Source organism: Pseudomonas sp. Arb-4-2C, assembly GCF_055755015.1.
In genome coordinates this window covers 2,799,150-2,816,389 of sequence record NZ_CM146899.1, presented here as the reverse complement: position 1 = coordinate 2,816,389, position 17,240 = coordinate 2,799,150, and the positions used below count along the sequence as shown (strand labels likewise).

Annotated in this window: 15 protein-coding genes; 8 read left to right on the top strand and 7 right to left on the bottom strand. The window is 60.9% G+C overall.

Translation table 11 applies throughout. The features are described 5' to 3' along the window. Positions 1-54 precede the first annotated feature (54 nt). The 3 genes from AC0J41_RS12590 to AC0J41_RS12580 all read right to left on the bottom strand — a co-directional run bounded on the left by AC0J41_RS12590 (position 55) and on the right by AC0J41_RS12580 (position 4,058). A complete protein-coding gene (locus tag AC0J41_RS12590) occupies positions 55-2,676 on the bottom strand; it encodes a bifunctional diguanylate cyclase/phosphodiesterase (protein WP_473015787.1) in 2,622 nt (873 codons plus the stop codon). 136 nt (positions 2,677-2,812) lie between these two features. Continuing rightward, positions 2,813-3,553: an anti-sigma factor family protein gene (locus tag AC0J41_RS12585; protein WP_473015786.1), complete on the bottom strand. Its 741-nt coding sequence runs from the start codon at positions 3,551-3,553 to the stop codon at positions 2,813-2,815. Next, entirely contained in the window at positions 3,546-4,058 is a 513-nt protein-coding gene (locus AC0J41_RS12580; protein ID WP_025109667.1) for a sigma-70 family RNA polymerase sigma factor, read from the bottom strand. Before AC0J41_RS12580 ends, AC0J41_RS12585 begins: the two co-directional genes overlap by 8 nt. A 153-nt stretch (positions 4,059-4,211) precedes the next feature. On the opposite strand from AC0J41_RS12580, the gene AC0J41_RS12575 reads away from it, so the two are divergent. From AC0J41_RS12575 to AC0J41_RS12540, 8 genes are all read left to right on the top strand, one after another. Further along, on the top strand, positions 4,212-5,180 hold the full coding sequence (locus tag AC0J41_RS12575) for a metallophosphoesterase family protein (RefSeq protein ID WP_025109668.1): 969 nt from the start codon (positions 4,212-4,214) through the stop codon (positions 5,178-5,180). Positions 5,181-5,194: 14 nt separating this feature from the next. Beyond that, positions 5,195-5,503 (top strand): cupredoxin domain-containing protein, encoded by a 309-nt coding sequence (locus AC0J41_RS12570; protein WP_473015785.1) that lies wholly within the window; start codon positions 5,195-5,197, stop codon positions 5,501-5,503. A 249-nt stretch (positions 5,504-5,752) separates the two neighbouring features. Further along, positions 5,753-6,421 (top strand): GntR family transcriptional regulator, encoded by a 669-nt coding sequence (locus AC0J41_RS12565; protein ID WP_473015784.1) that lies wholly within the window; start codon positions 5,753-5,755, stop codon positions 6,419-6,421. 79 nt (positions 6,422-6,500) lie between these two features. Next, a complete protein-coding gene (locus tag AC0J41_RS12560; RefSeq protein ID WP_473015783.1) occupies positions 6,501-7,307 on the top strand; it encodes an ABC transporter substrate-binding protein in 807 nt (268 codons plus the stop codon). Positions 7,308-7,318: 11 nt separating this feature from the next. Beyond that, positions 7,319-8,095: an amino acid ABC transporter permease gene (locus AC0J41_RS12555; RefSeq protein ID WP_473015782.1), complete on the top strand. Its 777-nt coding sequence runs from the start codon at positions 7,319-7,321 to the stop codon at positions 8,093-8,095. A gap of 2 nt (positions 8,096-8,097) precedes the next feature. Next, on the top strand, positions 8,098-8,877 hold the full coding sequence (locus AC0J41_RS12550) for an amino acid ABC transporter ATP-binding protein (protein ID WP_473015781.1): 780 nt from the start codon (positions 8,098-8,100) through the stop codon (positions 8,875-8,877). Positions 8,878-8,897: 20 nt separating this feature from the next. Next, the gene (locus tag AC0J41_RS12545) at positions 8,898-9,989 is read left to right on the top strand and encodes a polyamine ABC transporter substrate-binding protein (RefSeq protein ID WP_473015780.1); all 1,092 of its coding nucleotides are present in this window, start codon (positions 8,898-8,900) and stop codon (positions 9,987-9,989) included. Between the two features lie 25 nt (positions 9,990-10,014). Next, the gene (locus AC0J41_RS12540) at positions 10,015-11,625 is read left to right on the top strand and encodes a gamma-glutamyltransferase family protein (RefSeq protein ID WP_473015779.1); all 1,611 of its coding nucleotides are present in this window, start codon (positions 10,015-10,017) and stop codon (positions 11,623-11,625) included. Positions 11,626-11,684: 59 nt separating this feature from the next. On the opposite strand, the gene AC0J41_RS12535 is transcribed toward AC0J41_RS12540, so the two are convergent. From AC0J41_RS12535 to AC0J41_RS12520, 4 genes are all read right to left on the bottom strand, one after another. Next, on the bottom strand, positions 11,685-12,440 hold the full coding sequence (locus AC0J41_RS12535) for an ABC transporter ATP-binding protein (RefSeq protein ID WP_473015778.1): 756 nt from the start codon (positions 12,438-12,440) through the stop codon (positions 11,685-11,687). Continuing rightward, entirely contained in the window at positions 12,434-13,495 is a 1,062-nt protein-coding gene (locus AC0J41_RS12530; RefSeq protein ID WP_473015776.1) for a FecCD family ABC transporter permease, read from the bottom strand. Before AC0J41_RS12530 ends, AC0J41_RS12535 begins: the two co-directional genes overlap by 7 nt. Beyond that, a complete protein-coding gene (locus tag AC0J41_RS12525; protein ID WP_473015775.1) occupies positions 13,492-14,673 on the bottom strand; it encodes an ABC transporter substrate-binding protein in 1,182 nt (393 codons plus the stop codon). The genes AC0J41_RS12530 and AC0J41_RS12525 overlap by 4 nt, the downstream gene beginning before the upstream one ends. 61 nt (positions 14,674-14,734) lie before the next feature. Continuing rightward, positions 14,735-17,149, bottom strand: a complete 2,415-nt coding sequence (locus AC0J41_RS12520) for a TonB-dependent siderophore receptor (RefSeq protein ID WP_473015774.1) — start codon at positions 17,147-17,149, stop codon at positions 14,735-14,737. Positions 17,150-17,240: the final 91 nt, after the last annotated feature.

Below are 17,240 nucleotides of genomic sequence, written 5' to 3'. Positions count from 1 at the left end.
CCTAGAAGCGTCGATTGTCCAGATACGATAGTTGAAGTTCCGTGAGCGGGTCGGCTATATGACGCGGCCTTTCTTCGGCGGCGAATGATCGGCCGGCTCGGCTCTGGCACTGTTCAGCAACTGCGCGAACGCCGCCTTGTCGATCGGCCGACTCATGAAATACCCCTGAACCTCGTTGCATTGGTCCTTGCCGAGAATGTCCAGTTGTTCTTCGGTTTCCACGCCTTCAGCTGTGACGGTCAGGCCCATGGCCTTGCCGAGACCGATGATTGCCTGCACCACGGCGCGATCGTTGGCGCCGTGGCTGATCGAGGCGATGAAGCGCTTGTCGATCTTGATCCCGTCGAACGGATAGGCACGCAGGTAACCGAGGGATGAGTAGCCGGTGCCAAAGTCGTCCATGTTCAGGCGCACGCCCAGTTGCTTGAGTGCATTCATGGTGGCCAGCGCGCCGTCGGTGTCGACCAGCATCACGTTCTCGGTGATTTCCAGTTCCAGGCGACTGGCCGGAAAACGCGTCTGCACCAGTGCTTCGCGCACGTCTTCGACGACATCGCTGAGGGCGAACTGCGCCGGCGACAGGTTGACCGACAGCAGGATGTCCGACGGCCAGGTGAGGGCGGTTTCACAGGCTTCGCGTAACACCCAGCGGCCCAGTGGCACGATCAGGTCGGTCTGCTCAGCCAGCCCGATGAACAGGTCCGGCCCGAGCAGCCCCTTGGTCGGATGCTGCCAGCGCACCAGGGCTTCGACCGAGACGATGTGCTTGCCGTCGACCGTGTAGCGCGGCTGGTAGTGCAGGACGAATTCGTCGTTCTTCAGCGCGCCGCGCAAGTCGCTTTCCATCTGCCGGCGCGTCTGGATCTGGTCGCTCATGTGTGCTTCGAAATAGCACCAGGTATTCTTGCCTTCGGACTTGGCCTGATACAGCGCGATGTCGGCGCAGCGAATCAGCTCACTGGGCACAAAGCCCTGACGCCGGCTCAGGGCAATGCCGATGCTCGCGCCCACGTGCAGCGGATGATGTTCGAAGATCAGCGGTTGGTGCAGGCTTTCGACCAGCCGCGTGCAGAACCGGTCGACCTCCAGACGGCTGTCCATGCCATTGAGGACCACGACGAATTCGTCGCCACCCAGACGCGCGACAATATCGTGCTCGCGGGTGCATTCACGCAGGCGATTGGCAACCTCCTGCAACACCGCATCACCGGCCGGGTGGCCCAGTGAATCGTTGATCGGTTTGAAATTGTCCAGGTCGATCATCAGCAACGACAGCGGTGGCGCGTGTTCCTTGAGCAGCAGCGCGTCATCCAGATAGCGCGCCAACTGGTTGCGATTGGGCAGGCCGGTGAGGGCATCGTGCATCGACAGGTGCTGGATTTGCGCATGGGCGGCGACTTCGTCGGTGATGTCACTGGCAGTACCGCGATAGCCGCTCACGGCGTGCTTGTCGATGATCGGCCGCGCCGACAATCGGCAGTGACGCTGCTGCCCGGCGTGATCGCGGTAGGTGCAACGCAGGTCGCTGGCATTGCTGTCTTCGCTGAGCTTCTTCAGCCACAGCTCCAGCGGCGTGGTGTCGCACGAGACCAATTGTCCGATGCCTTGCCCCAGCCACTGGGCTTGCGGGTAACCGGTCACCTCGCTGAAGCGCGCCGAAAGATAGGTCAGGCACAAATGGTTATCGACTTCCCAGATCCAGTCCGACGCCGCTTCGGCCACCGCGCGAAAACGTTCTTCACTGGCTTCCAGCGCATGATTGGCCGCTTCCAGTGCCTGATTCGAGGCCTGCAGCGTGCTGAAACTCTGGTCGACATAGGTTGAGGAGCGCAACGCGTGGCGCAAGAAGTACGCGGTCAACAGCATCAGCACCACCAGCACGCCGCCGAGCGTCGGCAGCAACGACCACAACAGTTGCTGGCCGGGGCGTTCGAGGTCCGCGCTCAGGCTGTAACCGATGTTGCCCAGCGGCACCCGAGGCTGTTCGTCAGCGAGTGTGTCAGCCTGTGTGAGGGCCAGGTTCTGCAGGCCGTAGGCGGTGCTGATCGCCTGGAGTTTGGCGGGTGTCAGTTTGTCGACAAATACCAGCACCGAGGTCTGCTTCGGATCGCCCAGCGGGCGCTCGTCGTTGGGCAGGATCGCGGCGGCCGTGACCAGTGCCGGCCAGCCGTCGAACAGCGAGTAGGTGTTGATCGGCACAGTCAGGTCGGCCTGACTTTGCACCTGATCAATCAGCGATGCGGCAGACACCTGGAGCAGACCGCTGATGTCCACGTCCTCGAGTTGTCCTTGCACGACGGCGTATCTGGTTCGGTCCCGATCCAGCACAAACACACCGTCATAGCCGTCGCTGGTGAACAGGGTCTTGCCGATGTTCTGCTGGGTGTAGGCCCAGTCGGTGTCGACTTTGCTGTGCAAGTGTTCGTAGGCCGTGGTCCAGTCGGCGTAGCTGGTGATGTAGCTTTTGGACGCGGCGATGCGGTTTTCCAGCGCACGGGCCGTGTAGAAGCGGGTTTGCTCGACATCCTCACGGTCCAGGCGAGCGGCAATCCCGATCAAGGTGCCGATGGCGGCCATCACCCCGACGATAAACAGCGCGCCGACTGCAAACGCCAGGCGGCGGGTGATTGCACTTTGCTGAGGCGGAACAGGCGCAGCGGGCGTGAAGATATCCATAGGCTCGTCCTTGATTCGCTATCTGAATCATCTGGAACAGCGGCCAGCGCGAAATGTTCAAGGTTTTTGTGATGATTGCGCCGAGGCGAGTTCTCCAAGCGTAGTGAATGCCTGGGGATTTTGCCTTGAAGCAACGCTATTGCGCCCTGAGCAACTGCCCTAACGCCTCCAGCTCAGCTTTCTCCACATCCGACACCAACACGAAACGCATGTGAGCGGCCTGCCACGACACCACGTTGAACCCACGAATGCTTTGGCTTTGCACGGCTTTGTCGGCCTCGGTCGTGGGCAGGATGAATACGTTGATGATGTGCTTGGCATGCCCGTAGCTCAGGGCGGCGGTGGTCTGGTGTTGCAGATAATCCAGACGCCCGCCGAGCAAGGGAAAGCCTTGCGCCGTGTAGTCGAACACCGGGGGTGAAAAGTCGAGCTTGCCCGTAAACCACGGTTTGACCGTGTGGCGGTCGGAGGACACCACGTCATTCAAGTGTTCGCCCATCAACGAGCGCACATGGCTGGAGACGGCCTCGTCGATCAAGGGTTGCTCGCTGCCCGGGGTGGCGACATACAACACCATCGCCAGGGCCAGCGCTGTGGCGGAAAACGCCGGGGCCAACCAGTTTCGCCAACGCTGCATCAAGCCGGGCGCGAGTTTGTCGGCGGCGAATACGCTGGCCGCCAGTGAGGCCGGGGCCGGGTAATGCGTTGCATGGCGCTTCACACTGATCTTGAGCAATTTCGCCTCATCATGCAGCCGCGTGCATTCGGCGCAACTGCTCAAGTGTGCTGCCACCCGCGCAGTCGTGGCCGGATCCAGTTCCTGATCCAGATAGCCGTGCAACTGTGTCTGGCAAACCGTGCAGTCGAGTTCATTCATGATCGTGCAACTTCAGTAGTTCGAGCTTGAGCAGGGCACGCGCCCGGGCCAGTCTGGACATGACGGTGCCGATGGGAATATCGACCACCAGGGCGATGTCCTTGTAGGGCAGGTCTTCAAGTTCCTTGAGCACAATCACCTCACGAAACGCCGGTGGCAGGGCGCACAGCGCTTGCTGCAGCAACGCGGCATTTTCCGTGTGAATGGCCAGCAGTTCCGGGGTCTGGCTGTGGCTCAGGGGACCTTCGCCAGCCGCCATCTCGTCATCGATGGCGACCCAGCGATGCCCGGCCGAGGCCTTGAGCCAGCTGTAGCTTTCGTTGCGCACAATGGTCAGAAACCACGCCTTGGCGTTGCCATCGGCAAAGCGCTGCAAAAACCGGAAGGCGCGCAGGGCACTTTCCTGCACGACATCGCGCGCAGCGCTGTCGTTGCCGGTAAGCCAGCGCGCAAGGTTGTAGGCCGCGTCCAGATGCGGCGCAATCAGTTCCTCAAATCGCTTCATGGTGGGTTCCGCACCGTCACACCCCTATAACCGTGCCGCGGCGGGTTTTATTCGCGCAAAAAGATTTATTTTTTGACGTGGAATAAAGCATCGCGCCGCAAGGTTTACCTCGTGTCAGCTACCTCACTGTAGTTCGCCCGCGAGGACACACCGATGGACATTCAAGCAAAACACCCACTGCGCACCGACGGCCCACTCGATCCGGACCGGCGAACCCTGCTCAAATGCTCGGCGTGGGCCGGGGCCGGGGTGCTCTGGGCCCTGAGCGGCGGCATTCCCAAAGCCTTTGCGCTGGATGAATCGGGCAACGTCAGCGATCCCAAGGCGTTGGCCAGCACCTTTCACTTCGTGCAGATCAGCGACTCGCATATCGGCTTCAACAAGGAAGCCAACCCGGAGCCGGTCAAGACCTTGCAGGTGGCGATCGACAAGGTCATCGCGCTGCCCAAGCGGCCTTCGTTGATCCTGCACACTGGCGACATCACCCACCTGTCCAAAGCCGAGGAGTTCGACACTGCCGCGCAGTTGCTCAAAGGTCTGCCGTCCACCGTGCATTACATACCGGGCGAGCACGACACCCTCGACGAGGGCGGCGGCAAGCTTTATCTGGAACGCTACGGCAAGGGCACCAAAGGCAACGGCTGGTACAGCTTCGATGACCACGGCGTGCACTTCATCGCGCTGATCAATGTCTTCAATTTCCAGGCCGGCCATGAAGCCACCCTCGGCGCTGATCAACTGGCCTGGCTGGCCGATGATTTGCGCGCGGTGAGCACCAGTACCCCCGTCGTCGTGTTCACCCACATCCCGCTTTGGACGATTTATCAGCCGTGGGGCTGGGGCACAGAGGATGGCGATCAGGCGATCGCAATGCTGCGCAAGTACGGCTCGGTAACGGTGCTCAACGGCCACATTCACCAGGTCATCCAGAAAGTCGAAGGCAACATCACCTTCCACACCGCCCGTGGCACGGCGTATCCGCAACCCGCACCGGGTGCGGCGCCGTCACCGGGGCCGATGACCGTGGCGGCAGATCAACTGCGCAATTACCTGGGGATCACCGAGGTGCGCGCGACCCAGGGCGATCACCCGCTGGCGTTGATTGATTCGACACTGGTTTAACGGAGGGCGGACCGATGAAAAGACGACTGTTGGCGCTGATGGGCCTGATGCTGACAATGCCGGTGTGGGCGGCAGAAGTAAAGATCGACATCAAGGAATTCATGTTCGGCCCCAAATACCTGACCGTGGCCGTCGGCACCAAGGTGACGTGGGTCAATGACGATCAGATTCCGCACACGGTGGCCGAAACCCACAAGGTGTTTCGCTCGGGGGCACTGGACACCAATGACAGTTTTTCCTGGGTGTTCGATACGCCGGGGGAGTTTGAATATTTTTGTGTGTTGCATCCGCAGATGATCGGGAAGGTGGTGGTGACGCAATGAAACGTACCGCAAGGGTGCCGATCAGTTGAGTGTTACTCAGCTACCGTTCTGCACCTTTGCGGGGCTCCCCGTGAGCCATCGGGTAGCACATCTCAAGTCTTGAACGGCAGTGACGGAGCGCTGTGCACGCCGAAATTTTTCGTTAGATCATTCAAATCAAGCGCTTGGCACGGTGCAGAGAAATCTGGCATGCATCGTGCTTTTTTGTATCCGTGGATAATTGGATACAAAAATACAAAAGGTGCTGCCATGCAATTCGCTCCCGCCTATGACCAGCGTCAACCGATGACCGCCGAAGAAGAGGCCTACAACTTTCTGTTGGAGGGCATCTGTGGCGGTCGTTATCGCAAGGGCGACCGGCTGATTGCCGAGGACATTGCCAGCGAAATCGGCATGAGCCGTATGCCCGTGCGGGAAGCCTTCCGCAGGCTCGATGCGCAAGGGCTGGTGACGCTGAGGCCTAACCGTGGCGCCGTGGTCAGCGGTCTGGATGTCGAAGAAATGCACGAAGTCTTCGAGATGCGCAGCGCGCTGGAAGGGCTGGCGATGCGCATCGCGGTGCCCAGGATCAGCGAGCGTCAGTTGACGGCGCTGGAGCGGCTTCTCGATGAAATGGATGACTACCGCGAGGAAAGCGCGGCGTGGGTCAGCCGCCACCGCAAGTTCCATGAATACCTGTGCAGCCTCAGTGGCCGCCCTCGGCTGGTCAAGCAGATCAGCGCGCTGTACTCGCTGATCGAAGCCCCCATGCGCCTTTGGCTGCAACACATCGAAAAGCCCCTGAGTGCACGCCAGGAACACCAGATGATCCTCGATGCGATTCGCGCCGGCGACGCCAACAAGGCCGAGGCCGTGGTGCGCGAACACATCGAAGGCACGGTGCCCGAGCTGATCAGGTTTCTGCAAACAGAGAATTAACCACAGAGCGGAACACCAGTCCGCCGATGTTTTGACTTTGAGTACTGCCCCGTTACTAACCGAACTGGAGTGTCTGGTCATGCATATGCCTCGCCTGTTACTGGCTGCAATTTCCCTGGGACTCTGTACGCAGTGGGCGGTCGCCGCGCCCACCGTGCCGGAGCGCCTGGTCAAGGTCGACAAACTCACCTATTGCTCGGGCATGGATTCACCGCCGCTGGTGTCCTTCGATCAAGCGCAAAAACCTACGGGCCTGACCGTCGACCTAGGGCTGGAAATCGCCAGGCGTCTGGGGGACAAAAAGGTCGATTGGCGGGTGATTCCGTTTTCCGGATTGCTCCCGGCGTTGCTGGCCAAACAGTGCGACATGATCGTCGACCAGTTGTTCGACAAACCCGAGCGCCGTGAGGTGATCGACATCGTCAACTACATGTATTCCAGTCAGGCGGTCGTTGTGCCGAAGGGCAATCCGAAGGCGCTCAAGGCGCTGGCCGACCTCAGCGGGCACAAGATCGCAGTGCTCAACGGTTCGACCATCAAGACCCTGCTCGACAGCGAAAATGAAAACCTGGTCAAGGCCGGCAAGCCACCGATGAAACTGGTGGTCTACAACACCGACACCGATGCCTTCCAGGCCTTGCGCATCAATCAGGTCGACGCTTACGGCACCACGGTAGAAACCGCTGGTTACTACGCCGCCATGGCCCCGGACCTGTTCGAGGAGGGGGTGCCGGCCTTTAGCCGGATCCTCACGGGTTTAGGTATTCGCAAGGACGATGCGCAATTGAGTGCCGCCGTGCAGCAGATCATCACCGACATGCGCAGCGACGGCAGCTACAACCAGCTCCTGAGTAAGTGGCACGTTTCCAGCGACACACTCGATTGAGGTAAGCGTTGATGAACTTCAATTGGGATGTGTTCTGGCAATACCTGCTGCAACCCAGCGGGGTGTACCTCAACGGGCTCTGGCTGACGTGTCTGATCAGTGTGTTGGCGATGGTGCTGGGCTGTGCTCTGGGCCTGGCCGCCGCGCTGTTGCGCCTGTCGAAGAATCCGTTGTTGCACCTGCCGGTGCGCTTTTATGTATGGCTGATGCGGGGCACGCCGTTGCTGGTGCAGATCGTCTTTCTCTACACGGCGCTGGCGGCGGGCGGGATTTTTCGCTTCGAAGACATTGAACTGTTCGGGCTGGTGATTCCCGGCAACATCCAGGCCGCGATCATCGCCCTGGGCCTCAACGAAGGTGCGTACATGGCCGAGATCATTCGTGCCGGTATCGGCGCCGTGGACAAGGGCCAGTATGAGGCCGGCCGATCACTGGGCATGACCTTCGCCAAATTGATGCGCCGCATCGTGCTGCCGCAAGCGTTCCGGGTGATCGTGCCGCCGCTGGGCAACGAGTTCAACGTGATGCTGAAAAACACCACGCTGGTCAGCGTGATCGGGGTGCAGGAGCTGTTGCTCAGTACGCAGATGGTCACCTCGGCGACCTTTCGGGTGTTCGAGCTGTACCTGGTGGTGGCGATCTATTTCCTGTTGCTCACCACCTTGTGGGGTTTCTTTCAGCGTTGGCTGGAGAGCCGTTTCGGTCAGTCGGACAGACCTTCTGCGCCACCGCCGGCCTCCAGCCGAATGTTCGGTCGCAGCACGCTGAAATTGCTGAGGGGGCGTTAATCATGGCGCAGCAAAGTGACGAACTGATCATCGAGGCGCTGAACATTCACAAGGCCTTCGGCGATCTGCAGATTCTCAAGGGCATTTCCCTGCAAGTGCGGCGCGGTGAAGTGGTAGTGCTGATCGGTGCGTCGGGGTCGGGCAAAACCACGTTTATTCGCTGTATCAATCTGCTCGAAGACATTCAGTCCGGGGAGATTCGCGTCAGCGGCCGGCCGATGGGCTATCGCACCCGGGCGGACGGCAGTCTGGTGCGCGATTCGGAGCGCAACATCGCTCGCCAGCGCCGGGACATCGGCATGGTGTTCCAGCGCTTCAACCTGTTCCCGCACATGACCGCACTGGAAAACATCATCGAAGCGCCGATCCAGGTATTGGGTGTGCCGCGCCAGATCGCGCTGGAACAGGCGCAAGCATTGCTCAAGCGAGTTGGCCTGGCGGACAAGGCCAGTCATTACCCCTCCATGCTCTCTGGTGGCCAGCAGCAACGGGTGGCGATCGCCCGGGCACTGGCGATGAAGCCCCAGGCGATGCTGTTCGACGAGCCGACCAGCGCCCTCGACCCGGAAACCGTCGGCGAGGTCTTGCAGGTCATGAAGGAGCTGGCCGAGGAGGGCATGACCATGGTCGTGGTCACCCATGAAATGGGTTTTGCCCGCGAGGTGGCTGACCGGGTGGTGGTTCTCGACCAGGGCGAGCTGATCGAACAAGGCCCGCCGGAACAGATTTTCAGCCGTCCCACTCATCCCCGTACCCAAGCTTTTCTCAGCCGCGTGCTGTGAACTTCACAAGGAAATCGACGATGCGTTTATCGAGTGTGTTCGCGGCGCTGTGCTGCGTCGCCGTGGTGCCCATGCTTCAGGCTGCCGATGCGGTGGTGAAGGTTTACAACTGGTCCGATTACATCGGCCCCGACACGCTGAAGAACTTCGAGAAAGACAACGCGATCAAGGTTCAGTACGACATCTTCGACACCAATGAAATGCTCGAGGCCAAGTTGCTCTCGGGGCACTCGGGCTATGACGTGGTGGTGCCGTCCAGCCAGTTTCTGTCCAAGCAGATTCGCGCCGGCGCCTATCAGCCGCTGCAACGCGAATTGCTGGATAACTGGAGGCACCTTGATCCGCGTCTGATGCAGCGCCTGCAAGCCGCCGACCCAGGCAATAAATACGCGGTGCCTTACATGTGGGGCACCGTGGGCATCGGCTATAACGAAGAGAAAGTCCGCGCGGTACTCGGCAAGGATGCGCCGCTGGATTCGTGGTCGATGGTGTTCGATCCGCAAAACCTCGCCAAGCTCAAAAACTGTGGCGTGGCGTTTCTCGATGCGCCAGTGAAGATCATTCCTCAGGCCTTGCTGTATCTCGGGCTGGATCCCAACAGCGTCAAGCCTGACGATTACAAGCAGGCGTCTAAACTGCTGATGACCTTGCGGCCCTCGGTGACGTATTTCAATTCATCGAAGTACACCGCTGACTTGGCCAACGGCGATATCTGCGTGGCGATCGGCTATTCCGGCGACGTGATGCAGGCCCGGACCCGGGCGCGCGAGGCGGGGAAAAACATCGACATCCGCTACCTGATTCCCAAGGAGGGGGTGAACCTCTGGTTCGACATGCTGGCGATCCCCAAGGACGCCGGCAACGTCGCCAACGCCCACGCGTTCATCAACTACCTGCTGCGTCCTGAGGTGATTGCGCCGATCAGCGACTACGTCGGGTACGCCAACCCGAACAAGGACGCCACGGCGCTGATGGATGCAAAAGTCAGCGCTAATCCGGGGATCTACCCGACGGACGAGGTGATCAACCATGCCTTCGTCTCGGCCGATCTGCCGGAAAACATCCAGCGCCTGATCACCCGCGAATGGAACCGGATCAAGTCCGGCCAATGAATTGCTGATTTGAAGAGTCTTTGCCATGTTGAAATTCTCTGCTCACGAGTATCCCTATCCATCGCAACGCCAAAGCGTGTTTGCCCGTCGCGGCATGGTCGCGGCGTCCCAGCCGCTGGCCGCTCAGGCCGGTATCGAAATGATGCAAAAGGGGGGCAATGCGATCGACGCCGCCATCGCCACGGCTGCGGCGTTGACCGTAGTCGAGCCAACAGGCTGCGGCCTGGGTGGCGATGCGTTTGCTCTGGTCTGGTTCAAGGATCAGTTGCATGGGCTCAACGCCAACGGCCATGCCCCGGCCAGCTTGAGTATTGAAGCGGTCAAGGCGGCCGGCCATGAACAGATGCCGCTGTATGGCTGGACGTCGGTGACGGTGCCCGGTTGTCCATCGGCCTGGGCCGAGCTGTCGCAACGCTTTGGCGTGCTGCCGTTCGCCGATTTGCTGCAACCGGCCATTAGCCTGGCCAGGGACGGTTTTCCGCTGTCGCCGGTGGTTGCCCATCAGTGGCAGATCGCGCTGGAAGAGTTCGGCCCCCATCGCGATGAGGTGCTGGATGCCTGGTTCGACACGTTCCTGATTGACGGTCGCGCGCCCAAGGCTGGGGAGTTGTTCCGCAACCCGGCGCAGGCGCGCACCCTTGAAGAACTGGCGGCGAGTGGCTGTGAAAGCTTGTATCGCGGCGCCCTGGCACAACGCCTGGATGCGCATTCGCGGGCAACTGGCGGCTATCTGCGCGCCACGGATCTTGAGCATTTCCGTGCGCAATGGGTGGAGCCGATCCACGTCAATTACCGGGGCGTGGATGTCTGGGAAATCCCGCCGAGCGGGCAGGGACTGGTTGCGCTGATGGCGCTGAAGATTCTCGAGGGCTTCGATTTCGATCACCGTGACAGCCAACACACCTGGCACCGTCAACTGGAGGCGATGAAACTGGCCTACAGCGATGGCCTGCACTACATCACCGATCCACTGCACATGCGCGTGGCCGTGGCCGATCTGTTGAGTGATGGCTACAGCGCTCGCCGCCGCGCGCAGATTGGCGAGCAGGCCCAGCCACCGAAGCCTGGAGACCCTCACGCCAGCGGCACGGTGTATCTGGCCACGGCCGACGGGCAAGGCAATATGGTTTCGTTCATCCAGAGCAATTACCACGGCTTTGGCTCGGGCGTGGTACTGCCTGACAGCGGCATTGCCCTGCAAAATCGCGGGCAGGAATTCAGCCTTGATCCCGAGCACGCCAACGCGCTGGCGCCGGGCAAGAAGACCTTCCACACGATCATTCCCGGCTTCCTCACCAAGGACGGCCAGGCGCTTGGGCCGTTCGGCGTGATGGGCGGCTACATGCAGCCGCAAGGGCATGTGCAGATGGTCATGAACCTGGTGGATTTCGGCTTGAACCCGCAATCGGCACTGGACGCTCCTCGTTGGCAATGGCTGGGCGGTATCAAGGTTGGCATCGAGCAGGGCGCTTCAAGGGATCTGGCCAATGCGTTGGCCCGTCGAGGGCATGAGGTGCAGATCGCCAGCGACCTGACGGATTATGGGAGAGGGCAGATCATTCTGCGTGACCCGGTGACTGGCGTGCTGTGTGGTGGGACTGAGCCAAGGGCCGATTCGCATATTGCGGTGTGGTGAGCGCCGATAGGCCTCTGGCTCGTACTGGTTGCAACAGTGGACATTCACTTTGCCGGAGCTCAAACAACACCGTCGATGAGAATATGCGGCATCCCGCGGCTGCACTGCTCGATTCTCGCCTGAACCTTGTACACCTCGCGCAGCATCCCTTGCGTAATGACTTCACCGCTGGGGCCGCTGCCTTGTGTGGTGCCGCCAGCGATGACGAGCACCTGATCGGCAAAGCGCAGTGCCTGGTTCAGGTCATGGATGGCGATGAACACGATGACCTCGCGGCGCCGGGCCAGCGTGCGCATGAAGTCCAGGACCTGCACCTGGCGGTGCATGTCCAGAGCGCTGGTCGGTTCGTCCATCAGCAGAACCTCCGGCTCGCGCACCAGCGTCTGCGCAATGGACACCAGTTGTTGTTGCCCGCCGCTGAGTTCGCCGAGGTTGCGAAAGGACAGGTCGCTGATGCCCAGTGCCGCGAGAATCTCGTCGACCAGTTTCAACTCGTCATCGTTCACCGCCCACCCCGGGGTCAGTTGCTTGCGGGCCAGCAACACTGACTCATAGACCGTCAGGCGCGCACTGGCATTGAGCCCCTGCGGCATATAGCTGATGCCTGCCGGACCTTTTTTCGAGTCCTGCAGAATCACTTGCCCGGGGCCGTCGATCAGCCCGGCCATGCGTTTGAACAGCGTCGATTTTCCCGCAGCGTTCGGCCCCACCACGGCCACTACCTGACCGCCGAAAAACATCGCCGTCGACACCTCGCGAATGATTTCGCGCTGGCCGTAACGGGCGCCGATATTGTCCAGTTGCAGCTTCACCATGAGTTTTTCTTCCCGCCCAGAATCAGAGATATGAAGAACGGCACGCCGATCAACGAAGTGACCACGCCAATGGGAAAAATCGCGCCGGGGATCAGGGTTTTGCTGACCACGGAGCTGGCCGACAGAATCAGTGCGCCAGTCAGCAGTGAGGCGGGCAGGAAGAACCGTTGGTCTTCACCGATCAGCATGCGCGCGATGTGTGGCCCGACCAGCCCGATGAAGCCGATGGTGCCGACGAAGGCCACGGGGAACGAGGCGAGCAGGCTGACCATGATCAGCGTCTGAAAACGCAGGCTGCGTACGTTGATGCCGAAACTGGCGGCCTTGTCGTCGCCAAGACGCAGGGCCGTCAAGGCCCACGCGCGTTTGGCGAAGATCGGCAGGGTGATCAGGATTACCACGCAGATCACCCCCAGTTTTGGCCAGGTGGCTTTGGTCAGGCTGCCCATGGTCCAGAACACCACGGCGGCCACGGCTTGCTCAGTGGCGAAGAATTGCACCAGTGCCAACAACGCATTGAAGGTGAACACCAGCGCAATGCCGAGCAACACGATGGTTTCGGCAGTGACGCCACGACGCATGCTCAGGAAGTGGATCAATAACGCCGAAAGCATGGCCATGATGAACGCATTGAGCGGCACCATGAATTGCGCCGCCAGCGGAAACAGCGCGACACCGAACGCCAGGCCCAGTGCCGCGCCGAAACCGGCGGCAGCGGAAATGCCCAAAGTGAACGGGCTGGCCAGCGGGTTATTGAGGATGGTCTGCATCTGCGCACCCGCCAGTGACAGCGCCGCACCCACGGCCACCGCCATCAGCGCGACGGGCAGACGAATGTCCCACATCACCACACGCACCTGCGGCGAGGCGCTGTCCGGTGAAATCAGGGCACCGAGGACTTCACCGAGGCTGTAACTCGCCGGCCCCAATGCCAGGTCGAGCAGCACACTGCACAGCAACAAGAACACCAGTGCTGCGAGGATCAGCCGTTTGCGCAGCACCAGCCGACGATAGGCTTCGCGCTGTACGACCACCGCGTCAGTCAATGAGCTCATGGCTTGACCTCAGGCGCACGCAGGCTGACAAAGTAGCCAGACTCATAAGGCACCGGCAGGAAGCGCTCATGCAGTTCGCGAAATGACGCGTCGGGATCGAGATCGGCAAACAGTTCGGGGTGAAACCATTTCGCCAATTGCTGGATGGCGACGAACTGATACGGGCTGTTGTAGAACTGATGCCAGATGGCGTGAAAGGCTTGCGTGTCTTGCGCCTTGATACCGGCATACGCTGGCCGTTGGGTGTACCAGGCCAGTTTCTTGCGCGCCTCGGCCATGTCGGCACCCGGGCCGACGCCGACCCAATGACCGCCAGGAGCAAACGCTTCCCAGTTGGCGGTGGTGACCACCACGTGGGCCGGATTGGCGACGATCACTTGCTCGGGATTCAACTGGCCGAACGTGGTCGCAATGATGCGCCGGGCGATGTTGTTGCCGCCGGCCATATCGACGAACAGGCCGAAGTTCTCGTTGCCGAAACTCAGGCAGCAATCGTCGGTGTAACCGCCGATGCGCTCGATGAACACGCTGGGCCGGGCCGGGTGTTGTTTTTCGATGACGTCGGTAACGCGGTGAATCTGCTGGTTGCGAAAGTCAATGAACGCTTGCGCGCGTTGTTCTTTGCCAAACAGTTGGCCGAACAGGCGCATGGTCGGTTCGGTGTTCTGCATCGGGTTGTTGCGAAAGTCGACGTACACCACCGGAATCCCCAGTGCGTCGAGTTTTTCGATATAGCGCGCATCCTCGGTGGCGTGCTGCGCCTCGACATTGAGGATGATCACGTCCGGGCGCTGCGAGATCGCCTGCTCGATGTCGAAGGTGCCGTCTTCAAAGCCGCCGAAGGTAGGGATTTTGGCAATGTCGGGAAACTTGCGCAGGTAGGCGTTGTAGGTGTCCGGGTCCGACTGAATCAGGTCCTTGCGCCAGCCGACGATGCGTTCGACGGGATTTTGCGTGTCGAGGGCGGCGACCAGATACAACTGCCGTCCTTCGCCAAGAATGACGCGTCTGACCGGCAGGCGAACCTTGACCTTGCGCCCCAGCAGGTCGGTCACCTCGGTGCGTGCCGCATCTGCTTCGGCGGCGTGCGCCGTGCGCGGCACCAGAGAAAACAGAGCCAGCAGTCCTGCCATCAGCAGCGCCGCCAGCGCGTAGCTGCGTCGATTGAAAATCACCATGCTCAAAGCCTTTGCAAAGTCAGTTCGGCCAACGGTTCACACCGCCACCGGACTGAACGTTTCAGAAATCGACTGTTGCCGACAGTAATAAAGTGCGCGGTGAGCCTTGGGAGAACGCGCCATAGGAGGCGACGCCCGACCAGTACTCGTGATCGAACACGTTCTGCACGGTGGCGCGAAACGTGGTCGGTCGTTCGTCGATGCGCGTGGTGTAGCGCGCGCCGACGTCGAAGCGGGTCCAGTCATCGAGTTTCTGCGTGTTGGCCTGGTTGACGTACTGACTGCCGGTATGGATCGCACCACCGGTGAGCGTCAGCCCTTCGAGCCACGAGGTGTCCCATTCGGCCCACAGGTTGGCTTGCACCTCGGGTACGCCCACGGGTTTGTTGCCACGGTTGCCGGCCACCGAGGTTTTGGTCAGTTGTGCATCGAGCAGGGTCACGCCACCGAGCAGTCGCGTGCCCGGCACGACTTCGCCGAACACATTCAGCTCAAGCCCGCGATTGCGTTGCTCGCCCTGCACCGAAAACACCCCGGAAGCCAGTTCGCCGCTGGGTTTGGTGATCTGGAACAGGGAGAGGGTGGACGTGAAGGTGCCGTAATCGGCCTTGACCCCGAGTTCGTGCTGGCGGGAGATGTAGGGGGCAAAGATTTCGCCGGCGTTCGATGCCGTGGAGGGGGCAATGTCGCCCTTGCTCAGGCCTTCGATGTAGTTGTAGTAAAACGAAACGTGGTCCCAGGGTTTCACCACCGCGCCATAGAGCGGCGTGGCCCGGCCGTCGTCATAGGACGTGGTGACAACCCCGGCGGCGTTGTAGTTGTCGGACTTGATGTTCTGCTGGCGTACGCCGACGGTCAGTTGCACCCGGTCTTCGAGTACCGACAGGGTGTCGGCCAGTGCCACGCCTGTCAGTTCGCTCTCGGAGACTTTCGGTGTGTCCGGCTTGGGGATGTAGGGTTTCGGGCGCTCTACCGGGTGATAGATATTCGACAGGATCGGTGCGCCGGAAATGATCCCGCGCGACAGCACATCACGATAACGGCTGACCTGCAGCGATGCGCGGTGACTGATCGGCCCGGTGTCGAATCGCAGGCGCGCACCGGCGTCCACGGTGTAGCGCTCGACTTCGAACTTGTAATAGCCGGGAGTCGAGGAGGTATCGCCGGCAGCGTTGATGATGGTCGGGGTCTGGTCGGACATCCGCGCGACATCCGACTTGCCGCCGCCGGCGTGGGCGAACACCGTGAGGGCGTCGCTCAGGTCGTATTCGCCACTGAGCAGGGCGGATTGGTCACGGGTTCGCGACCAGCCCCAGTCCTGGCTGACATTGATGCGGCCATTGGCTGCCGAAGGAATGTCCACGCCGGGGGCGATCAAAAAGGGCCGAGAAGCGGCGTCGAAGCGTTCTTCCTGATTGAGCCAGTCGAAGCTGGTGCGCAGGCGTTCGCCTTGATAATCAAGGGACAGCGCGCCGATATCGACATGCCGCGATTGATCGTCGATGGCCGTGTCGCCCAGTTGCGTGCTGCCATTGAGTCGCACGCCGAACCGACGCTCCTCGCCGAAACGCCGGCTGACGTCGAGGTGGCCGCCCAACTGCGAGTTCATGGCGTAGCTGGCGGTGAAACGGGTCAGGTCTTCATCGAGGGAACGCTTGGGCACCACGTTGATCACGCCGCCGACCGCGTTGTTCGGCGACATGCCGTAGAGCAAGGCGCCGGGGCCCTTGACCAGCTCGATACGCTCGGCGTACTCGGTAAACACTCGGTAGTTGGGTGCCACACCGTAAACGCCGTCGAATGCCAGTTCACCGAGGTTGCCCTCACCGACGGGAAAACCACGGATGAAAAACGAGTCGACGATGCCCCCGGTCTGGCCTGTGGAGCGCACCGAAGAATCGCGCTCCAGCACATCCCCCACGGTGACCGCCTGTTGGTCCTTGATCAGCGTTGAGGTGTAGGTGCTGACGCTGAATGGCGCGTCCATCACATCGGTATTGCCGAGGATCCCCAGGCGCCCGCCATTGGCCACCTGCCCGCCGGCGTACACCGGAGGCAAGGCATCGGTGGTTTTTTCGCTGCCGATCACCGCGGTTTCGTCCAGCGTCAGTCGGCGCTGTACCAGGGTGTAGCTGCCGTCGCTGCGTAACACCATGTCCAGACCGCTGCCCTCGAGCAAGCGATTGACCGCGTCCCGGGTAGAGAACTGGCCGATCAGCGCAGGGCTGTTCAGGCCTTCGGTCAACGATGGCTGAAACGACAGGGCGATACCGGCCTCCACGGCAAAACTCGACAGGGTCGCGCCCAGCGGCCCTGCGGGAATGTTGTAGGCACGCACCGCAACAGTGTCCAGTTGCACTGGCACAGCCGCCACCACCAGCGGGCTGACGGCCGCGATCAGGACAAGGCTGAGCAACGCACTGCGAACAACTGGTTTGAACTGACGATCCGGACGCAGATGGCGTGCAGCGAGCATGAATGGATGGACCTATAAACAGGACGGTAGAGTGCTTCTCCCTACTAGCCAGTCGAGATCAGAAAAAGTATCACCGGATCGGTAAATATTT

Bases quoted from the DNA above. Each gene is read 5' to 3' on its own strand.
- AC0J41_RS12550 (WP_473015781.1), top strand. From the start codon at position 8,098: ATGGCGCAGCAAAGTGACGAACTGATCATCGAGGCGCTGAACATTCAC.
- AC0J41_RS12545 (WP_473015780.1), top strand. From the start codon at position 8,898: ATGCGTTTATCGAGTGTGTTCGCGGCGCTGTGCTGCGTCGCCGTGGTG.
- AC0J41_RS12590 (WP_473015787.1), bottom strand. From the start codon at position 2,676: ATGGATATCTTCACGCCCGCTGCGCCTGTTCCGCCTCAGCAAAGTGCA.
- AC0J41_RS12520 (WP_473015774.1), bottom strand. From the start codon at position 17,149: ATGCTCGCTGCACGCCATCTGCGTCCGGATCGTCAGTTCAAACCAGTT.
- AC0J41_RS12555 (WP_473015782.1), top strand. From the start codon at position 7,319: ATGAACTTCAATTGGGATGTGTTCTGGCAATACCTGCTGCAACCCAGC.
- AC0J41_RS12560 (WP_473015783.1), top strand. From the start codon at position 6,501: ATGCATATGCCTCGCCTGTTACTGGCTGCAATTTCCCTGGGACTCTGT.
- AC0J41_RS12575 (WP_025109668.1), top strand. From the start codon at position 4,212: ATGGACATTCAAGCAAAACACCCACTGCGCACCGACGGCCCACTCGAT.
- AC0J41_RS12530 (WP_473015776.1), bottom strand. From the start codon at position 13,495: ATGAGCTCATTGACTGACGCGGTGGTCGTACAGCGCGAAGCCTATCGT.
- AC0J41_RS12540 (WP_473015779.1), top strand. From the start codon at position 10,015: ATGTTGAAATTCTCTGCTCACGAGTATCCCTATCCATCGCAACGCCAA.
- AC0J41_RS12585 (WP_473015786.1), bottom strand. From the start codon at position 3,553: ATGAATGAACTCGACTGCACGGTTTGCCAGACACAGTTGCACGGCTAT.
- AC0J41_RS12565 (WP_473015784.1), top strand. From the start codon at position 5,753: ATGCAATTCGCTCCCGCCTATGACCAGCGTCAACCGATGACCGCCGAA.
- AC0J41_RS12535 (WP_473015778.1), bottom strand. From the start codon at position 12,440: ATGGTGAAGCTGCAACTGGACAATATCGGCGCCCGTTACGGCCAGCGC.
- AC0J41_RS12580 (WP_025109667.1), bottom strand. From the start codon at position 4,058: ATGAAGCGATTTGAGGAACTGATTGCGCCGCATCTGGACGCGGCCTAC.
- AC0J41_RS12525 (WP_473015775.1), bottom strand. From the start codon at position 14,673: ATGGTGATTTTCAATCGACGCAGCTACGCGCTGGCGGCGCTGCTGATG.
- AC0J41_RS12570 (WP_473015785.1), top strand. From the start codon at position 5,195: ATGAAAAGACGACTGTTGGCGCTGATGGGCCTGATGCTGACAATGCCG.